The organism is Agrobacterium tumefaciens, from assembly GCA_025560025.1.
GTDB lineage: Bacteria > Pseudomonadota > Alphaproteobacteria > Rhizobiales > Rhizobiaceae > Agrobacterium.
The window spans coordinates 327,973-347,186 of sequence record CP048485.1; the positions used below are offsets into that span (position 1 = coordinate 327,973).

General features: G+C 60.8%; 20 protein-coding genes. 8 read left to right on the forward strand and 12 right to left on the reverse strand.

Translation table 11 applies throughout. The annotated features are described in order from the left end of the window. Positions 1-87: 87 nt before the first annotated feature. From FY152_01580 to FY152_01590, 3 genes are all read right to left on the reverse strand, one after another. Complete coding sequence (locus FY152_01580) at positions 88-858, reverse strand: HAD-IIB family hydrolase (protein UXS30842.1); 771 nt, start codon at positions 856-858, stop codon at positions 88-90. Further along, positions 855-2,201, reverse strand: a complete 1,347-nt coding sequence (locus tag FY152_01585; GenBank protein ID UXS30843.1) for a glycosyltransferase family 1 protein — start codon at positions 2,199-2,201, stop codon at positions 855-857. The genes FY152_01580 and FY152_01585 overlap by 4 nt, the downstream gene beginning before the upstream one ends. Before the next feature lie 103 nt (positions 2,202-2,304). Next, positions 2,305-3,078 carry a FadR family transcriptional regulator gene (locus FY152_01590; protein ID UXS30844.1) on the reverse strand — a complete coding sequence of 258 codons (774 nt, stop codon included), beginning with the start codon at positions 3,076-3,078 and terminating at the stop codon, positions 2,305-2,307. A gap of 310 nt (positions 3,079-3,388) precedes the next feature. Here FY152_01590 and FY152_01595 point away from each other — a divergent pair, with 310 nt between their 5' ends. Then, positions 3,389-4,663 (forward strand): DUF3422 family protein, encoded by a 1,275-nt coding sequence (locus tag FY152_01595; GenBank protein ID UXS30845.1) that lies wholly within the window; start codon positions 3,389-3,391, stop codon positions 4,661-4,663. Positions 4,664-4,723: 60 nt separating this feature from the next. Here the strand turns inward: FY152_01595 and FY152_01600 are convergent, their stop codons facing one another. Then, positions 4,724-5,623 (reverse strand): LysR family transcriptional regulator, encoded by a 900-nt coding sequence (locus FY152_01600; protein UXS30846.1) that lies wholly within the window; start codon positions 5,621-5,623, stop codon positions 4,724-4,726. A 112-nt stretch (positions 5,624-5,735) separates the two neighbouring features. On the opposite strand from FY152_01600, the gene FY152_01605 reads away from it, so the two are divergent. The 3 genes from FY152_01605 (at position 5,736) to glcF (ending at position 9,897) form a co-directional block, all read left to right on the forward strand. After that, a complete protein-coding gene (locus tag FY152_01605) occupies positions 5,736-7,169 on the forward strand; it encodes an FAD-binding protein (GenBank protein UXS30847.1) in 1,434 nt (477 codons plus the stop codon). Positions 7,170-7,389: 220 nt separating this feature from the next. Further along, complete coding sequence (locus tag FY152_01610) at positions 7,390-8,592, forward strand: FAD-binding protein (GenBank protein UXS30848.1); 1,203 nt, start codon at positions 7,390-7,392, stop codon at positions 8,590-8,592. Positions 8,593-8,595: 3 nt separating this feature from the next. Then, positions 8,596-9,897, forward strand: a complete 1,302-nt coding sequence (gene glcF, locus FY152_01615; protein UXS30849.1) for a glycolate oxidase subunit GlcF — start codon at positions 8,596-8,598, stop codon at positions 9,895-9,897. Between the two features lie 243 nt (positions 9,898-10,140). Here glcF and FY152_01620 read toward each other — a convergent pair whose 3' ends face one another. Then, the gene (locus FY152_01620; protein UXS30850.1) at positions 10,141-10,800 is read right to left on the reverse strand and encodes a porin family protein; all 660 of its coding nucleotides are present in this window, start codon (positions 10,798-10,800) and stop codon (positions 10,141-10,143) included. 263 nt (positions 10,801-11,063) lie between these two features. Further along, positions 11,064-11,837 carry a L,D-transpeptidase gene (locus tag FY152_01625; protein ID UXS30851.1) on the reverse strand — a complete coding sequence of 258 codons (774 nt, stop codon included), beginning with the start codon at positions 11,835-11,837 and terminating at the stop codon, positions 11,064-11,066. 238 nt (positions 11,838-12,075) lie between these two features. On the opposite strand from FY152_01625, the gene FY152_01630 reads away from it, so the two are divergent. Together FY152_01630 and FY152_01635 are read left to right on the forward strand one after the other, a co-directional pair. Further along, positions 12,076-12,705 (forward strand): DNA-3-methyladenine glycosylase I, encoded by a 630-nt coding sequence (locus FY152_01630; protein UXS30852.1) that lies wholly within the window; start codon positions 12,076-12,078, stop codon positions 12,703-12,705. Continuing rightward, positions 12,702-13,145: a hypothetical protein gene (locus FY152_01635; GenBank protein ID UXS30853.1), complete on the forward strand. Its 444-nt coding sequence runs from the start codon at positions 12,702-12,704 to the stop codon at positions 13,143-13,145. Before FY152_01630 ends, FY152_01635 begins: the two co-directional genes overlap by 4 nt. 12 nt (positions 13,146-13,157) lie before the next feature. Here FY152_01635 and FY152_01640 read toward each other — a convergent pair whose 3' ends face one another. Further along, complete coding sequence (locus FY152_01640) at positions 13,158-14,201, reverse strand: YeiH family putative sulfate export transporter (GenBank protein ID UXS30854.1); 1,044 nt, start codon at positions 14,199-14,201, stop codon at positions 13,158-13,160. A gap of 81 nt (positions 14,202-14,282) precedes the next feature. Here FY152_01640 and FY152_01645 point away from each other — a divergent pair, with 81 nt between their 5' ends. After that, positions 14,283-15,200 carry a LysR family transcriptional regulator gene (locus tag FY152_01645; GenBank protein UXS30855.1) on the forward strand — a complete coding sequence of 306 codons (918 nt, stop codon included), beginning with the start codon at positions 14,283-14,285 and terminating at the stop codon, positions 15,198-15,200. A gap of 211 nt (positions 15,201-15,411) precedes the next feature. On the opposite strand, the gene FY152_01650 is transcribed toward FY152_01645, so the two are convergent. The 5 genes from FY152_01650 to FY152_01670 all read right to left on the reverse strand — a co-directional run bounded on the left by FY152_01650 (position 15,412) and on the right by FY152_01670 (position 17,530). Further along, entirely contained in the window at positions 15,412-15,786 is a 375-nt protein-coding gene (locus FY152_01650) for a DUF305 domain-containing protein (protein UXS30856.1), read from the reverse strand. Positions 15,787-15,844: 58 nt separating this feature from the next. After that, on the reverse strand, positions 15,845-16,213 hold the full coding sequence (locus FY152_01655) for a hypothetical protein (GenBank protein ID UXS33178.1): 369 nt from the start codon (positions 16,211-16,213) through the stop codon (positions 15,845-15,847). 65 nt (positions 16,214-16,278) lie between these two features. Beyond that, positions 16,279-17,043 carry a hypothetical protein gene (locus tag FY152_01660; GenBank protein UXS30857.1) on the reverse strand — a complete coding sequence of 255 codons (765 nt, stop codon included), beginning with the start codon at positions 17,041-17,043 and terminating at the stop codon, positions 16,279-16,281. Positions 17,044-17,049: 6 nt separating this feature from the next. Next, positions 17,050-17,277 carry a type II toxin-antitoxin system RelE/ParE family toxin gene (locus FY152_01665; protein UXS30858.1) on the reverse strand — a complete coding sequence of 76 codons (228 nt, stop codon included), beginning with the start codon at positions 17,275-17,277 and terminating at the stop codon, positions 17,050-17,052. A gap of 25 nt (positions 17,278-17,302) precedes the next feature. Continuing rightward, on the reverse strand, positions 17,303-17,530 hold the full coding sequence (locus tag FY152_01670) for a ribbon-helix-helix protein, CopG family (GenBank protein UXS30859.1): 228 nt from the start codon (positions 17,528-17,530) through the stop codon (positions 17,303-17,305). A 157-nt stretch (positions 17,531-17,687) separates the two neighbouring features. Here FY152_01670 and FY152_01675 point away from each other — a divergent pair, with 157 nt between their 5' ends. After that, the gene (locus FY152_01675) at positions 17,688-19,211 is read left to right on the forward strand and encodes a histidine--tRNA ligase (GenBank protein UXS30860.1); all 1,524 of its coding nucleotides are present in this window, start codon (positions 17,688-17,690) and stop codon (positions 19,209-19,211) included. The last annotated feature ends 3 nt before the right edge of the window (positions 19,212-19,214 follow it).

Below are 19,214 nucleotides of genomic sequence, written 5' to 3' on the forward strand. Positions count from 1 at the left end.
CGAAACCGTGCCCGGAATTCCCGGTCAAACAGCCGATTGCGGAAAGCCGTATCTGTCTGCTTTCAGGTCTTCCGGAACGCAAACCGCTCAGGGATTACGGTCGGAATTGCGCTGGCCCGCATCCAGTCCCCAATGTCGGAGACCGTCTATCACACCATCCGCTTCCGTCGCGCCCGAGAGGAAAAACCGGCTGTTGCTATTTGCCAGGGAAACAAGTTCCGGCAAGGCATTGCCAACGATCACGCCGCGAACGCCATTCAATTCGAACATTGCCCGATCATTGCCAGTATCACCCGCAACGACTGATTCGTCGAGGCCGATGCGCAGTTGTCCACATAACCATGCCAATGCCGCGCCCTTGTCGGCGGCCTTCGGCAAGATGTCGAGGTCGCGATTGCTCGAATAAACGATGCGCGCGTCGATCGAGGCCGCCAGCAGCGCGTTTTCAATATCGGCAAGCGCCTTTTCATCCGCATCGTGCAGGAACCAGCTGGATTTAAGGCCATGCTGATAGCGCTCTTCCTGCATCGTCACGCCGGCCTGGCCAGTCATGACACCGGCAATCTTCAGCGGGTCGAAACCCGTGCCGAGCGAGTGCCTGTAGGCGTCTTCCAGCTCAGTGCGCTCTTTCGCATGCAGCATGGTGCCGACGCCGCCGATGATGTAATCGGGCCGGGGCAGCGGCACCTCTTCCATGAGCGCCAGCTGGTCATCGACCAGCCTGCCGCTGTTAAAGACCAGAACCGGGCGGCGATCGTCCGGCAGCGATTGCCAGAAATCGCGGAACCGGCGCGTGGCGTCATTGTTGCCGACGACGGTTCCGTCGAGATCGGTGGAAAAAAGACGAAGCGGTTTCAATCGCCGTCGTTCCATGGTTCGGCCCAGTCCGCTTCTTCCAGAACCGGCATCATGGTGCGTCCTTCCACAAGAGCGAGCAATTGCTGCGCTATGCCGGTCCATGTGAACAGGCTGCGCGCTTTGTGTGCGCCCATTCGGGAAAGCCGCCCGTAAAGCCGCTCATGCTTGAACGGTTTCATCATGGTGATGCCGAGGTCTTCCTTGTCGAAAGGATCGGCAAACAGCGCATGGCGGCCATAGCTGATGGCCCTGAACAACCCGCCATGGGTGGTGACGACGGTGGGTGTGCCGCTCGCCATCGCCTCGATGGCGGTCATGCCGAAGGGTTCATAACGGCTTGAAAGCACGAAGAGATCGGCGGCGCGATAAATATCCGGCAAATCCTCATCGGTAACATAACCGGAAAACGCAACCTTCTCTTCGAGACCGAGCGCTTTCACCCGTTCCTTCAACTGGTTGAGGATCGTGGTTTCCTGTTCGTCCATGTTTTCGCCGCCGACGGCAAGATGCAGCCGTGCCTCCGGCTCGCGCTGCGCCAGCACCGAAAAGCCGTCGATCAGCAGGTCGTAACCCTTGTTTGTGGCGAGACGCCCGAGCGCCAGCACCGTCTTGCCCTCGAAGCCAAAACGCTGCCGGATCATCTGCCGCGTCGCATCCGAAACGGGGAAGAAACGGTTGTCGTCGTAACCCGGCGGGATCATATGGATGTGCTTGCGCTTGAGGCCATAATCCTCAATCAGCACGTCAAGCTGCACCGGCGTCGTGGCGATCACCATGTCGCAGCTGCGATAGATGATCAGCTCATGCTGGATGCGTTCCTTGAAATTGAATTCCAGCTCGAACGTATCGGCTTTTTCGGGATAGTCGGTCTCCATCTGGCGCTTCTTCCAGAGGCCGAGCGAATGTGGCGTATGCAGATGCGGGATTTTCAGAGCCTCGGACAGCCGCTGCCCGGCAACGCCCGCATCCCAATAGTGGCTGTTGATGAAGGAATAATTCAGGTCGTTTTTCTTGATGAAACGCAGCGCATTTTCGCACCATTCCATCAGGTGGCGGTGCAGATATTCCTTGGGAATGAAATCGCGCCCGCCGCAGGGAATGCGTACCACGCGGACACGCTCGTCAACCTCGTCGAATTCCGGCTGGTCTTCGAAACGGCGGGTATAAAGATCGACAGTATAACCGAGCTGGCCGAGTTTGCGTGCAAGCTCAAGCACATACACCACCTGTCCCCCGGTGTCGGCTGCGCCCAGGGGCGGGTGCGCGGCGACATAGCCATGCGTCGATATGAGAGCTATCCGCGGATAGCGTTCAGTTTCGCTCGTGGTTGTCATGGGTCCCATCTTGGTAAATTTTTCCAATTAACCCGATAAAAAGACCAAACAGCACAAAAGGTTCCATTAAAACCTGAATAAAAGAGATGGCGTATTTCGCCTGAAGGCGTTTTCAGCTGCTGCGCTGCTGCTGCCGCAGACGCGAAATCCGGTCCCATTCCCGCGCCTGATGCGCCTTGGATGTCGTCTCCACGATGAAGTCGATATGGGCCTCCGCCGCCGCCCTTGCCCCTGCCGGGTCGCCGGCGGCAATCGCATCATGGATGGCGATATGCTGTCTCAGCACCTCGTCATGGGCGCCGGTAACGGTGAAGATGAGATGGCGATTGTAGAAGATGTCGTCGCTCAAAAGCCGGTAGCAGGACCGCAACGTGTGCATCAGCACGATATTATGCGCCGCTTCTCCAATGGCGTTGTGAAATTCCACATCGCCCGAAAGCTCCTCTTCGAAACGGCCCGCCTCATGCGCCTCGCGCATTTTCTCGACGATGGCGGCGAGGTTGCGCCTGTCCGGCTCCGTTGCCCGCTGTGCGGCAAGTTCGGCGGTCATGCCTTCGATATAACGGCGATATTCGAGAAAATCCCGCGTCGCCCGGCTATGACGGGTGATGAGCGCGCTCAGGGGATCGGAAAAGACCGGGCCGACAATATCGGCAACATAGGTGCCGCCGCCATGTCGGCTCACGAGAAGGCCGCGGGTTTCGAGTTCTTTCAGCGCCTCCCGCAGGATCGGCCGCGAGACATCCAGCCTCTGCGCCAGCTCCCGCTCACCGGGCAGCCGGTCGCCGTCGTGCAATATGCCGTCGAGGATCAGTTCCTCGAAACGTAAGATCACCTCCTGCGATGTGCGGCTGTGCTCTATCCGCGCAAATAGCGTCTCGTCCATCGCAGCATTCTCCGGCGAAATCCGCCCCTGGGGTGTGCCTGTCTGTGCAATCGGGCACAAATTATCAGCGAAGCGTCGCACTGGTCAATTATTCTGTCCAGTTTGATGGCCTGTTCATGCTGGATTGCCTGCGGCAACACGGCATCTGCCCTTTTAAACTGGCTTTTGTTAAAGCAGCACCCGGATAGGGTGATGATGGCGGGTTTTCTTCGCCAGTTGCATCAAAACAATTACATTGGCTTCGATTGCGGTGTCGCCATCGCCATTGATGCTTTAGAAAACCGGCGGAAACAGGCGGGGACGGTATCGCATGGCCAAGGGTAGATTTGCTTTCGCAAGCGCGCCGGAAAGGTCGCTGGCGCTCGGGGAGGTGCATGCGCGCCCGACGGTGCTTCTCGCCCCGTCGCGCATCATCGTCCAGCTCGCCTTCATGATGGATGGCGGCTCGGCCGTGCACCACTCGGTCATCGCGGAAATGTCGCGCAGCCGGGGCGTCGCGCCGCCGGAACGCGATGCCCGCCACCACGCCATGCCCTGGGGGCAGGGCACGCTGCGCTGGGAACGGCACACGGAATTCTCGACCTGGTTCTGGGATGGCCCCGCGCCGGAAAAATTCGGCGGTGAGATTGCCGGTGATCCCTTCGGCGACGGCTTTTCGCCGCCCGGTTCCCTGATATCGGGCATTAGACTGGAAATCCGCGAAGATAGCGCGCTCGCCGCCCCGGCCGGGACGATGTTCGAGCCGACCAGCCTCTGTCATAGCGACGTGCGCGATGGTCAGGCGACGATCCTCACCGATTTCCGTCAGGATCGCGACGGGCTGACGCAGATATTGGTGATCGACCGGGGTTTGAGCGATTACAGCCGCGGTGCGCTGGTGCAGCGGCTGCTGGATATCGAGACCTATCGCACGCTTGCCATGCTCGGCCTGCCGATGGCGCAGACGCTCTCGCCGGAAATCCGCCGCATCGAGGATGGTTTGACGGGCATTACCCAGCGCATGAAGAATGGCGCGCGTGACGAGGCTGATGCGCTGCTGGCCGAAATGACCCGGCTTGCGGCGGAACTGGAGGCCAATGCCGCGCTCAGCCTCTATCGTTTCGGCGCCAGCCGCGCCTATGACGGCATCGTGCGCGAGCGCATCCGCGCCTTGGCGGAAACGCCGGTGCTGGGGCACGAAACCATGGGCAGCTTTCTGGAAAGGCGTCTTGCGCCGGCTATGCGCACCTGCCAGTCGGTGGAGGAGCGGCAGGCCAATCTGTCGCGCAAGCTCTATCGCGCAACGGCGCTCGTCCGAAGCTGGATCGACGTGGAGCTGGAGCGGCAGAACACGGTGTTGCTCAACACCATGAACAAGCGCGCCGCGATGCAGCTTCGCCTGCAGCAGACGGTGGAAGGCCTCTCGGTCGCCGCCATCTCCTATTATGTCGTTGGCCTCATCGGTTATCTCACCAAGGCGATCAGCCATGACGTGCTGCCGGTCGATCCCGCCGTGGTCACCGGCATCTCGGTTCCCTTCGCCGTACTCGGTGTCTGGTGGGTGGTGCGCCGCATCCGTCGCTCCCATGCCGAGGGCGGGCACTGACGGACAACCCAGTCTCCCTCATCCCTGTGACGAGCACAGGGATGAGGGAGTGGACCCGTTTCAGCCCTGCTCCCAATAGGGCGAAGGCCCATAAAGCCCGGCCAGATAATCGATGAACAGCCGCACCTTCGCAGGCAGGAACTGCCGGCTCGGATAAACCGCCGAGAGCGTCACGTTGCGTGATCCCTCATAGGCGGGCAGAACCTGCACCAGTTTGCCGGCGCGCAATTCATGGCCGATATCCCAGGTGGAACGGAGCGCAATGCCAAGCCCCGATATCACAGCTTCGCGGATCACCTCGCTGGAATTGGTGACCAGCATGCCTTCCGGGCGGATGCTGAGCGCGCCGCCCGGTCCTTCCAGCCGCCACACATCGTTATTATGGGCCGGCAGGCAGCGGTGTTTCTTCAAGTCCTCGATTGTCGCGGGCATGCCGTGGGTTGCGACGTATTCCGCTGAAGCACAAAGCACGCGGCGCACCGGCGCTAGCCGGCGGGCCACAAGGCTGGAGGAATTGAGGTCTGCGATGCGGATCGCCAGATCGTAACCGCCTTCGATGATGTCGATGAACTCGTCGCTGAGCACCAGATTGACCGAAAGGTCCGGATGCCGCTCCATGAAACCCTTGAGATGCGGTGCGATATGCATGCGCCCGAAGGAGGTGGGGGCGGAAACCTTCAGCGTGCCGTTGACGGTATTGGCGCGGCCGGAGACGAAATCCTCCGCCTCTTCCAGCCCTTCCAGCACGGCAAGTACCCGCTCGTAAAAGCCCTGTCCCGCTTCGGTCAGCGAAATCTGCCGCGTGGTGCGCTGAAACAGCCGCGCGCCGAGCTTTTCTTCCAGCCGCTTGATGCGCTTGGAAATGACGGCGGGTGAATAACCCAGCTCCTTGGCGGCCAGCGACATGCTGCCGGAGGCGGCAACGCTCGCGAAGACTTCCAGATCGCCCAGATTCGTCACAGTTAACCCCTGATTATTTCCGTAATGGAAAAAATCCATAACATTTGATTGCGCTCTTTCAAAGTGGTAAAGAAAGAATACCAGTTGAGGAAATGTAGATGGAGGAGGGGCGGTGACGCAGCCGATCAAGTTTCTGGAGCCGCGCGCAAACGTCGTCGCAAGCCGTGACCGCATCATATCCGACCTGAAGGATATTCTGGCCGCAGACTGTCTTGTCCACGAGCCGCGCGAACTCGTGCCTTTCGAGACGGATGCCTTCGTTTCCTATCGCCGCCTGCCGCTGGCCGTGGCGCTGCCGAAGACCACGGAAGAGGTGGCGGCGGTGATGAAATATTGCCACCGTTACGGTATTCCGGTCGTGCCGCGGGGCGCCGGCACCTCGCTTTCCGGCGGCGCGATCCCGCAGGAGGATGCGGTGGTGATCGGCCTCTCGAAGATGGCCTCGATCCTCGAACTGGATTTTTACAATCGCACGGCGCGGGTGCAGGCGGGCGTTACCAATCTTTCCATTTCCGATGCGGCCGGTGCGGAAGGTTTCTTTTATGCACCCGATCCCAGCTCGCAGCTTGCCTGTACCATCGGCGGCAATATCGGCATGAATTCCGGCGGCGCCCATTGCCTGAAATACGGCGTCACCACCAATAATCTGCTCGGCGTAAAAATGGTGCTGGTGGATGGCACGGTGCTGGAACTGGGCGGCAAATATCTCGACGCCGCCGGCTACGATCTGCTCGCCCTCGTCTGCGGTTCGGAAGGCCAGCTTGGCATTGTCACGGAAGCGACAGTGCGGCTGATCGCCAAGCCGGAGGGCGCGCGCCCGGTGCTGTTCGGTTTTGAAACCTCTGAGGAGGCAGGCTCCTGCGTGGCCGATATCATCGGTGCGGGCATCATCCCGGTCGCCATCGAATTCATGGACAAGCCGGCCATCGAGATTTGCGAGGCCTTCGCCAAGGCGGGCTATCCGCTGGATGTCGGCGCATTGCTGATCGTCGAGGTCGAAGGCTCCGAAGCGGAAATGGATGCCATGCTGGCCGATATCGTCACCATTGCCAGAAAACATGGTGTGAAGACCGTGAAGGAATGCCAGTCGGCCATGGAGGCGGCGGCGATCTGGAAAGGCCGCAAATCCGCCTTTGGCGCAACGGGCCGCATCGCGGATTATATCTGCATGGATGGCACCGTGCCGCTTTCGCAGCTTTCTTATGTGCTGAAAAAGACAAGCGAGATCACCGACCGCCTCGGCCTGCGCGTTGCCAATGTCTTCCATGCGGGGGATGGCAACATGCACCCGCTCATCCTGTTCAACGCCAATGACCCTGATGATGCGGCCCGGGCCGAGGAGGCCGGCAATGAGATATTGAAGCTCTGCGTCGATGCCGGCGGCTGTCTCACCGGCGAGCACGGTGTGGGCATCGAAAAGCGGGATTTGATGCGCCACCAATATGGCGAGGCCGATCTTGCCCAGCAGATGGCGGTGCGCGCGGCATTTGACGAGGGGTGGTTGATGAACCCTTCCAAGGTGTTTCCGCTGGAGGGGAGGGGATGATGGGTGTGAATTCTGTGCTCTCTGTGGGTGTGGTTTACCCCCCTCTGCCCTGCCGGGCATCTCCCCCTCAAGGGGGGAGATCGACAAGCGGCGACCTCCCGCTCAATTTTCGAACGGTGCAATTGAAACGATGTGCCAGCCTCTTGCCGATCTCCCCCCTTGAGGGGGAGATGCCCGGCAGGGCAGAGGGGGGTATCCCTTGCTCAAAGGCGGCCACCCCATGCTGACCCCATACTCAGAAGCCCAGGCCGCCGATATCATCCGCGGCCACGCAACTCGAAAAACCCCGCTGAAAATCATCGGCGGCAACACCCGTTCCGGTTTTGGCAACGCCGTCGCGGCAAATAATGCGCTCTCCTCCCGTGCCATGAACGGTATAGTCTCCTACGTCCCCGCCGAAATGGTCATGACCGCCAAGGCCGGAACGCCGCTCGCCACCATTGAAGCCGCTCTTGCCGAAAACCGGCAGATGATGGCGTTCGAGCCGATGGATCATCGCCCGATCATGGGAACGATGGGTGAGCCGACCATTGGCGGCGTCTTTGCCGCCAATGTCTCCGGTCCGCGCCGTTATGTGGCAGGGGCAGCGCGCGACAGCCTGCTCGGCGTCGGTTTCGTTAATGGCGGCGGTGAAATCATCAGGGCGGGTGGCCGGGTGATGAAGAATGTCACGGGCCTGGACCTTTCAAAGCTTCTGGCCGGTTCGCATGGCACGCTCGGATTTCTGACGGAAGTCACCTTCCGTGTGCTGCCGAAACCGCCTTCGGAGAAAACGGTTGTCGTATCCGGCCTGGATGACGAAGCGGCGACGCGGATCATGGCGGCGGCCATGGCGATGAGCGTGGAGGTTTCCGGGGCGGCCCATCTGCCGGAAAGCGTTCGCTCCCGTTTCATCGATGGCGTCCTGCCGGAAGGTCCGGCGACAATCCTGCGGCTGGAGGGACTTGGGGCGTCAGTGGAAGCGCGCGCGGCCAAACTCCTCTCCGTCATGGATCGGGTCGGGCCATGGGCGCTGCTGGAAGGCGAGGAAAGCGGTGTTTTGTGGCGGCAGGTGCGGGATGTTGCCCCCTATGCCGGGGAAAACGCCAAGCCGCTCTGGCAAGTCTCGGTCGCGCCGGCGGAAGGCCACAGGCTGGTCGCGGCGCTGCGTATGGAAGCGGGCATCGACGCCTTTTACGACTGGCAGGGCGGCCTTGTCTGGATGCAGATGGAAGCTGATCCCGAGGCGGATCTGCTGCGCGGCGCGATCCGGGCGCTGGGCGGCGGCCACGCAACGCTGGTGAGGGCAAGTGACGCGGTGCGCGCCACCGTGGCCGCATTCGAACCGCGCCCGGCGGCGGAAGCCATTCTGTCCGCGCGTATCAGGGAAAAGCTCGATCCGGCGGGCATCTTCAATCCCGGCAAAATGGGAAGGGCCGTCTGAGCCATGCAAACATCCTTCACTCCCGAGCAGCTGGCCGATCCGCATGTGGCGGAATCCGAAAAGATCCTGCGCAAATGTGTACATTGCGGCTTCTGCACGGCCACCTGTCCCACCTATGTCACGCTCGGCAACGAGCTGGACAGCCCGCGCGGCCGCATCTACCTCATCAAGGACATGCTGGAAAATAGCCGCCCGGCTGACCGAGAAGTCGTTACCCATATCGATCGCTGCCTGTCTTGCCTTGCCTGCACCACGACCTGTCCCTCCGGCGTGGATTACATGCATCTGGTCGATCATGCCCGCGCCCATATCGAACAGACCTATAAACGCCCTTTCATGGACCGGCTGACCCGCAATCTTCTGGCTGCGGTTCTGCCCTATCCCGGTCGCTTCCGGCTCGCCCTGCATCTGGCAAGGCTGGCACGGCCCTTCGCCGGGCTGCTTGCGAAGTTTCCGGCGATGAAGCCGCTGCAATCCATGCTTGCTCTCGCTCCCGCCTCCATCCCCGCCGTCTCCGCTTCCGCCCGTCCGGGTAAGCGGCCGGCGGAGGGGGAAAAGCGCGGTCGCGTCGCCATCCTTACCGGTTGTGCCCAGCCGGTGCTCGACCCCGGCATCAACGAGGCGACGCTACGGCTGCTTTCGCGGCTTGGGGTCGAGGTCGTGGTTCCCAGAGGCGAGGGTTGCTGCGGTTCGCTGGTGCATCACATGGGACGGGAGGAAGAGGCGCTGGCCGCCGCCCGCCGTAATGTCGATGTCTGGATGCGCGAGATGGAGAATGGTGGGCTCGATGCCGTCATCATCACCGCGTCGGGCTGCGGCACCACGATCAAGGATTATGGTCATATGCTGCGGCTTGATCCGGCCTATGCGGAAAAAGCCGCGCGGGTCTCCGCGCTTGCAAAAGACATCACCGAATATCTCGCCACCCTCGATCTGCCGCAACGGCAAAGCCAGGGCCTGACGGTCGCCTACCATTCCGCCTGCTCCATGCAGCATGGCCAGAAGATCACGCTCGCACCGAAACAATTGCTGAAAGCGGCGGGGTTTACCGTGCGTGATCCGGCGGAAGGGCATCTCTGTTGCGGGTCGGCCGGAACCTACAACATCATGCAGCCGGAGATTTCCGGAAAGCTGAAGGCACGCAAGGTCAGGAATATCGAGGCCACCCGCGCGGACGTCATCGCCACGGGCAATATCGGCTGCATCACGCAGATTGCGACAGGGACGGACATGCCGATCCTGCACACGGTGGAGCTTCTGGACTGGGCCTATGGCGGGCCGAAACCGGCGAGGCTTTCGGTTTAGAACGTGGTGCGCCGACAAGGCAGTGATCCGGCGTCATGACGCAAAGGTTGGGGCCAGTGCGCCTTTCTCAGGCTTCTCCTCATCCCTGTGCTTGTCACAGGGATCCAGCCAGCCCAAGTCCTTGGGCTGAGAGGAATCTTTCCCCGCGCAGACGCGCGTCGGCTGGATTCCTGTGACAGCACAGGAATGAGGTTGGGGGGGCACCCAGCACCTGCCGGAAAGCCCCCGCTTGCCACGCCAATACTAGAACTTATAGGCCACGCCAAAATTCACCGCATTGGTGATGACATCGGTCTTCAGCGAGGCGCCATTGTCGATATCCACATCGATAAAGGAGTAGGTGCCCTTATATTCCACGAAGGTCGACCAGTTGTCGGTGATGCGGTAGCTGACGCCGGCCTGCGCCTGCAGGGTTGCGCCGCCGAACTGGTACTCGAAGGTGCGGCCGGAACCGCGTGTGACCTCCACATGCGGCACGTTGATGCCGACGCCCGCGCCGACATAGGGTGTCAGCGGCAGCTTCTCCAGCGGAAAGCGGTAGAGCGCGTTCAGCGTCAGAAGGTTCAGTCCGTCGGTAAACTCGAAATGCGACCAGCCGGAGCGGGCAAGCGTCTGGTCGTCGGCATAGACCTTGTCATGGGTGAAATCGAGCGAGATACCGAAATTGTTGAGCCGGCCCTCATCGAACCAGTAGGTGCCGCGCACGCCCCAATAGGGCGGGCTGGAAAACGACTTGCCTTCCCAACCGGCCCGGAAGTCCGGGCCGTCCGACACTTTAACATCGCTGTGCGGCGCGCTTTGCCAGCCGCCATAACCGGAAATTTCAAATTCCCCCGCCATTGCGGCAGAGAAGGAAACGCCGCTGAACAACAGGGCGCAAACAAATAAAGTATGGCGCGGCATGAAGAGAATCCAGATTGATATCAGGAATGCACCAAACCGTTTTTTGGTAACATTAAAATGACAGAAACGAAAAACGGGCGGTCAGCAGACCACCCGTTTTAAGGCCGTTCCATCATCCCCCTGAGAGAGGTTCGGCGCCTGGCGTCCCCCGCCAAGTCTCGATCAATTGGATTTGGCGCGATTGTACCGCCGCAAGACGGCAATACAAGCGGATACGCCGCCATATTGCCCATGGATGCCCGGAATGGGAAAATCCGTTGCCGTCATATCACAATGACGGTGGTTCCGACGTTGACGCGCTCATAAAGATCGGTGACATCCTCGTTGCGCATGCGGATGCAGCCGGATGAATTGTTGCTGCCGATCGTCCATGGCTGGTTGGTGCCGTGGATTCGGTAAAGGGTGGAACCAAGATACATGGCGCGCGCGCCCATCGGATTGGCCGGGCCGCCTTCCATGAAGGCCGGCAGGTAATGTCCCTTCGCCGCCTCGCGGGTAATCATCTCTTTCGGTGGGGTCCAGCTCGGCCATTCCGCCTTGCGGGTCACCTTGTGCGTTCCGGCCCATTCAAAACCGGGCTTGCCGACGCCCACGCCATAACGGCGCGCCTTGCCATCGGCCAGGACGAGATAAAGGAACCGGTTCGGCGTATCGATGACGATGGTGCCGGGTTTTTCATTGGTCTGGTAGCTCACGATCTGCGGCAGGAATTGCGGCGCGATCTGCGTGCGCACCGGCGCATTGGGGCGCACGGCGGCATTCTGCACCCTCGCAGGGCGCTGTGATGTGACGCCGGAGCTGGGGCGCTGCGGCATGGCGACCTGGCGCTGCTGGAAGAGCGGCTGGCGTGCGGCAGGCGCGCGCGGATAAACCACGGGGCGCACATTGCCGCGTCCAAGCTGGGTGACCCAGGGGGCGGAAAGGTCGGGGCTGACGACGACGGGCGGGCGCTCGCGATAACGCTCATTGGCCATTGCGGCCGGGGCGGCGAAGGTGGAAACGAGGCTCAGCGCCAGAAAAACGGACTTCATCGTCATCGGGTGGACTCTCTCTGCGGGATGTCGCAACAATCAAAATCGCGGGTATCATTCGCCCGCATTGCCGGACACGTTCGCACCTTGACGCAAGTGAATCGTAAATGGCTGTTCATTAAAAAGCGCTTCATTAGCGCAACCTGTATTTAGGGTTAGCGCCTGGTTTTGAAACGTGGTGAATGAGTGGTAAGTGCGCGTGTCCCGCCGGTGATTTGCGGGAGTGGAAAAGGGTTGTTGCGGAATGAACGAGGCGGGACTTGAAACCGGCGCTGATGGCCGCGTGCGGTGTTTCTGGCAGCAGGGGCTTGAAGATTACAGCCGCTACCATGACGAGGAATGGGGTTATCCCGTCACCGATGACCGCCGCCTGTTTGAGAAGATCTGTCTGGAAGGGTTCCAGTCCGGGCTGTCGTGGCTGACGGTTCTGCGCAAGCGTGAGGCTTTCCGCGTCGCCTTTGCCAATTTCGAATTCGAAAAAGTGGCCGAGTTCGGTGAGGCCGACATCGAGCGTTGCCTTGCGGACAAGGGCATCATCCGCCATCGCGGCAAGATTGTTTCAACCATCAATAACGCCCGCCGGGCCATGGAATTGCGGGACGAATTCGGCTCGCTCGCCCGTTATTTCTGGAGTTTCGAACCTGCCGCCGCAGAAAGGCCGCAAAGGCTGGACTATGCGACGTTAAGTGCCAACCCAACCAGCGCCGCATCCATTCGCCTTTCCAAGGATTTGAAGAAGCGGGGCTGGAGTTTCGTCGGCCCGACGACAGTCTATGCATTCATGCAGGCCATGGGTATGGTCAACGATCATATCGAAGGTTGTCATTGCCGCGAGCCGATTGAGCTCATGCGGCGGGAGTTTGTACGTCCATGAAGGTAACCTCCCTTCTTCTGGCTCTCACCATGGCCATGGCCGCCGTGCCGCATCAATCCTTCGCTGAAAGCCGCAACGTCGATGGCATCTGGCTGGATGATGGCGAAAGGCTGAAGGAAGTCGCCTTGCCGCCGAGCGGTCCACTGAAGCTCGATGGCTGGACGCGGCGCGGCCGCGGCGATGTTTACCGTTTGAAAGTCAAGGCCGGGCAGACGGTGAAGGTCGAGCTTGCTTCCTCCAGTGAATTCGTCCTGATGGCAATCTTCGATTTCTCGACGCCCGATGAGGATGCGATCTTCTTCAGCGATTCCCAAGGTAAAACCGCGACACTGACGCCGAAGGCGGATACGGAATGGCTGATCCGGCCGACCCTTATCCTGGGATTGCCCCGCCGTGGTCTCGGCGCCCACTATACGCTGACGGTCAGCACCGAAAAATAACGGCAGTCCAGCTCAGCCCGCTTGCGTCAGGGCGATCAGGCCGAAACTCAGAACACCAAGCAGCACGAGCGAAAGGCTGGCGGCGACGATGACCTTGCCGCCGGCATGGCGAAGGCTGCGAATATCGACCGAAAGGCCCAGCGCCGCCATCGACATGATGGTGAGGATATTGGAGAGCGAGGCGACGGGGCCTATCAGAGCCTCGGGAATGAGGCCGAAGGACCGCGCCATGATCATCAGCACGAAGGCGATGATGAACCACGGAACCATCTGCTGCAATCTCAGGCGTTCCGTGCCGGACTGGCCATGGATGACGGAAAGGGCGGCGATGACCGGCCCCAGCATCAGCACGCGGATGAGCTTGACGATCGTGCCGGTCTGCACGGCGACTGCGCCGAGCGGGGCGGTTGCGGCCAGAACCTGCGGCACCGCATAGACCGTCAGGCCGGCAAAGATGCCATATTGGGTGTCATCGAGACCCAGAAGCTGCGGCAGGAATGGCATCAGCAGCACGGCGACGACGCCGAGAACCGCGGTAAAGGCAATCGAGGCGGCGACATCTTCAGGCTTCGCGCCGATGGCGGGCGCGGCGGCGGCAATGGCGGAGTTGCCGCAGATGGAATTGCCGCAGGCGATCAGCGTCGCAAGCTTGGGCGGCAGGCCAAGCATCCGCCCGGCAGCATAGCTGACGATCAGCGACAGCGCGACGATCAGCGCAATGCCGCCAATCAGCAAACCGCCGGCACCTTTGAGGATGGAAAGGCTCAAGGACGCGCCGAGAAGCGCCACCGCGATTTCGAGCAGGGTCTTGGCGCTGAATTTGATGCCGGCCGAAGCGACCGCGGGCAGCGACACCAGCGAACGCAGCAGCGTGCCGATCAGAATGGCGAGTACGAGATCGCCGAGCCATGCGTGGCCTGCAAGCCGCACCTGAAAGCGCTCCGCCAGAATGGCGGCGCAGCTGACCGCCGCGCAGAGGAGAATGCCCGGCAGGAGCGGGGTGAGCCAGCGAAGCGAGAACTGAAAGGGATGAGCGAGGGTGCGATGTTGTGCCATGGCCAGACAATGCCGTAGCCACCTGTTTTATTCTATCAAATAATATGGCATATATTATTCGATAAAATCGAATGAAAAGCCATGACCTTCGAACAGCTCCGCATTTTCATCGCCGTTGCCGAACGCGAGCACCTCACAAGGGCCGCCGAAGCCATCGGTCTGACCGCCTCCGCCGTCAGTTCCGCCATCAAGAATCTCGAGGCCTTTTACAACGTCGAGCTTTTTCATCGGGTCGGCCGCAACATCGAGCTGACCGAAAGCGGCCGGGTGTTTCTGGGCGAAGCGAAGGCGACATTGGCGCGTGTGCGCAATGCGGAATTGATTCTCTCCGAAATGGGCGGGCTGACGCGCGGCGAAATTACCGTCTGCGCCAGCCAGACGATTGCAAGCTACTGGCTGCCGCCGATCCTGATGCAGTTCAAGAAGCTTTATCCGGGCGTCACGCTGAAACTCGATATCGGTAATACGAAAACGGTGACGCAGGCCGTGCTTGACGGTCTGGCCGAGGTCGGTTTCATCGAAGGCAGGATCGATGAGCCGGCTTTGATGGTGCAGCCCGTCGTGTCCGACAAGCTGCTGGTCGTCACCGGTTCGGCGCATCCTTTCGCGGATGGCCGTTATCTCACCGCGCTCGATATGCTCTACGGCACCTCATGGGTCCTGCGCGAACAGGGCTCTGGCACCCGCTCCGCCTTCGAGGCGGCGGTGCGGCAGATGGGTGTGGACCCCGGCGAGCTTTCGGTCATGCTCGAACTGCCGTCCAACGAGGCGGTGGTGATGGCGGCACGCTCCGGCGGTGCGGCCACGGCAGTTTCCGCTTCCGTCGCCTCGCTGTTTCTGCGGCAGGGGCTGCTGGTCCGAGCCGGCATCGATCTGCCTGCCAGAAACTTCGCTTTGCTGCGCCACAAGGAGCGCCACACCAGCCGGGCGGCCAGGGAGCTGGAGCGCCTCAGCCGTGCGGCCTCGGAGGATTACAAGGCCGGTCTCGCGGGGTTGTAGCAGAGTGGCGAGTGGCACTGTTGGCGTGGGAAGGCCGCCGCTTGTTTCTTCTCCCCGAGGGGGGAGAAGTCCGCAGCAGCGGGATGAGGGGGCGACGGTAGAGATAGACCGAGAGCTTGCCCCCTCATCCGACCCTTCGGGCCACCTTCTCCCCGGCGGGGAGAAGAAAAGGGGAGCGCCGCGACCGGCGTTCCCCATTCGTCAGCATCAATCACTTGCCCTTCGACTTCAGCCAGGCCTTCATCATGGCGATCTCGCCTTCCTGCGCCTTGATGACCTCTTCGGCCAGCTTGCGGATTTCCGGGTCCTTGCCGTATTCGAGCTGGACCTTGGCCATATCGATTGCGCCCTGATGGTGCGGGATCATGCCGCGCACGAAATCGACATCCGCATCGCCGCTATAATCGATGGCCATATCGCCATGCATCTTCTTGCTGGCTTCCATGAACGCCTTGGTGGACGCGCTGTCGCTCATGGTGCCTTTTGACATGTCATGTCCGGCATGGCCGCCCGCTTCCTGTGCGAAAAGCGGAATGGTGAAGACGGCTGCGAAAGCGGCGGCGAGCGTGATGGTCTTGATAGACATGGATTATCCTTCCTGTGTCTGACGGATTTTTCGAAGATGGGTCTGAAAAAATCTGGGGTCAGGCGCGGGGAGGCGGCAGCGGCGGCGCGAAAGCCTTGCCGTCAAAGACGATGCCGCGCTGCGGCTTCGGATAGGCGAATGTCACCCGGCCGCTATCGGCGAAGATCGTTCGCGGAACCACGATCAGGCAGGCGGCGCAGGAACCGGGATGTGCGGCATCGTCACCATGCGGGCAGCAACCGCCCGCTCCATGAGCTCCGTTCTCCGCATGCGCCCGAGACCCTTGGTCCCGATCCGCGGCTCGATGCGAATGGGCATCGTCATGTTTGATCGGCATCTGCGAGGACGCTGCCATGCCCATGGCCATCGGCATGCTCATCGCCATCTGCGCCGGCATTGCGCCGTATAGCAGGCAGGCAAGGAACATCAATGTACGGACCACCTGGGACATGGCGTGAATTTACCGCTGGAATTATGGAATAAGCATGGCCATCAGGTCAGTTCACGCGCAATGACGTGATGCACGATACGATAATCCCTGCTTTCCTCGCCAAACGGGGCAAGCGGCCATTCCCATGCGGCGGCAGGGGCAGGAAGCTCGATGCCATGCAGCAGGTCTTCATGCTGGTGCAGGTTGCCGTCTTTGCCGATGACGTTGAAGGACGTGTCCGTTATCAGGCAAGCCTTGCAGGGCAGGCCAGCCAGCGCTTCCAGATGGGTGTGAATGATCTTCGGCAGAAGATCGTCCGGGGCATCTGCGATCTTTTCCCGCTCCAGACGGTGGCGTGCGCCGGTGCCGATCTGTGACAGGAGATTGGCCGATACCACGAGATCAAGATAGGGCACCCGCCGCAGGAAATCGAGCGGTTCGGCCGGTCGGCCGGCAAGAACATCGTCAAAACCGGAAAGATCGCGGTTGGCGATGCGGACATTCTTTTTGGCATTGAGGCGCAGCTTCGCCTGCACGCTGGCAAGATGCACCAGATCGACCAGCACGACGGTATCGAACATCGCCACCAGCGCATCATAGGGCACATCGCGCAACAGGCCCGATCCCAGCACGACGGCCGTTCGCCGCTGCTTCAGCTTTCTGGCCGATTGCAGCACGAATTGCCGGCTGTTGTTTTCATGCTCCGCCCAGGCTTTGGCGCAGCGGTTGGCGCGCGCCCAGAGGTTGACGGAATAGCGTATATGAGGCCGGAATTCTTTCGGCGTGACCGCGCGTGTGGCGGCATATTGCAGGGCTTCGAGGATCATGAATGCCTAACGGTAGATTTCACGGCGATGGCCGATTTCGACCACCAGCACGACGAGCTTGTGATCCTGTATATCGCAGATGATGCGGTAATCGCCCACCCGGTAGCGCCAGAAATTTCCAAGCTCGGAGCCTTGCAGGGCAGCGCCGGTCTGGCGTGGGTCATCCAGTGCCGCCAATCGTTCATGCAGAAAATTCCGGATTCGCTGGCGCGTTTCCGGATTTATCTTGCGCATCTCTTTCTGGACAAGCGTGTGCTATTCAATTGTCCAGATCACGCCAGAACTCCTCGGCGCTTACAACCTTCGATTCTCCACGCTGAATGCGCCGCGTCGCCTCCTCCGCAAGATAGAGATCTTCCATATCCTCGATATGTTTCTCGATCGCCTCGCGGATGTAATAGGCGGATGTGCGGCCGGTGCGCTCGGACAGCGCTTTCAGCCGCTCATAGGTCTCATCAGGCAGGCGTATGGCCGTCTGTTTGCTCATGGGTCGCGTCCTTCCCGATCCGAATTGGGATACATGCATCCCATATAGCACCGCTTGGCCGCAGCGGCCAGTAAAACCGGAGCCTTTGCGGCTTGCCGCACCGGGCTTCATCCTCTAATACACCGGCTTGATTTCAGGAAAATATCGGACCAGCCCCATGAGCGAAAAAGCAAAAAAGCCTCAGAAACTGAAAGCCCGCCTGCCGCGCGGCTTCGTGGATCGCTCGGTTGCCGATATTCATGCCACCAATGAGATGATCGAGAAGATCCGCAGGGTCTACGAGCTTTATGGCTTCGATCCGGTGGAAACCCCGCTGTTCGAATATACCGATGCGCTCGGCAAGTTCCTGCCCGATAGCGACCGTCCGAACGAAGGCGTGTTTTCGCTGCAGGACGATGACGACCAATGGATGAGCCTGCGCTACGATCTGACCGCGCCGCTCGCCCGCCATGTCGCGGAAAATTTCAACGAAATCCAGCTGCCATACCGCACCTACCGCGCCGGTTATGTCTTCCGCAATGAAAAGCCCGGCCCCGGTCGTTTCCGGCAGTTCATGCAGTTCGATGCCGATACGGTGGGCGCCGCCGGTGTGCAGGCCGATGCCGAAATGTGCATGATGATGGCCGATACGCTGGAAGCGCTCGGAATTCAGCGCGGCGACTATGTCATCCGCGTCAACAATCGCAAGGTGCTCGATGGCGTCATGGAAGCCATCGGCCTCGGCGGCGAAGACAATGCCGGTCGTCGCCTCAACGTACTGCGCGCCATCGACAAGCTCGACAAGTTCGGTCCCGAAGGTGTGAAGCTGCTGCTCGGTCCCGGCCGCAAGGATGAATCCGGCGATTTCACCAAGGGCGCTGGTCTTGGCGAGGAACAGATCGAAAAGGTGCTGTTTTTCGTCGGTATCAAGGATTATGCGGCAAGCGCCGATGATCTGGCGAAACTGGTCGCGGGCACCTCGAAAGGCGAGGAAGGCGTTGAGGAGCTGAACATCATCGGCGCTCTGGTCACCAGTGCCGGTTACGATGCGACGCGCATCAAGATCGACCCCTCGGTCGTTCGCGGCCTCGAATATTATACCGGCCCTGTCTATGAGGCCGAGCTGAGTTTCGACGTCACCAATGAAAAGGGTGAAAAGGTCGTATTCGGCTCTGTCGGCGGCGGCGGGCGTTATGACGGCCTCGTTTCGCGCTTCATGGGCCAGCCGGTTCCGGCCACAGGCTTCTCCATCGGCGTTTCGCGCCTGATGACGGCGCTGAAGAACCTCGGCAAGCTCGGTCAGGTAAAGCCGCTCGCGCCTGTTCTTATCACCGTGATGGACGGTGATGTGCAAAGCATGGGCCGTTACCAGACATTCACGCAGGCGCTGCGCGCCGAGGGCATCCGCGCGGAAATGTATCAGGGCAACTGGAAGAAATTCGGCAACCAGCTGAAATATGCCGATCGCCTCGGTTCCCCCATCGCCATCATTCAGGGTGGTGATGAGCGCGCCGAAGGTGTGGTGCAGATCAAGGATCTGATCGAAGGCAAGCGTCTCTCCGGCGAGATCGAGGACAATGCCAGCTGGCGCGAGGCGCGCGTGGCGCAGGTCACCGTACTGGAGGCGGATCTGGTGGCGAAGGTCCGCGAGATTCTGGAGCATCAGGCAGAGGACGTTCGCCGCGCCGCCGAAGGGCGTTAAGGC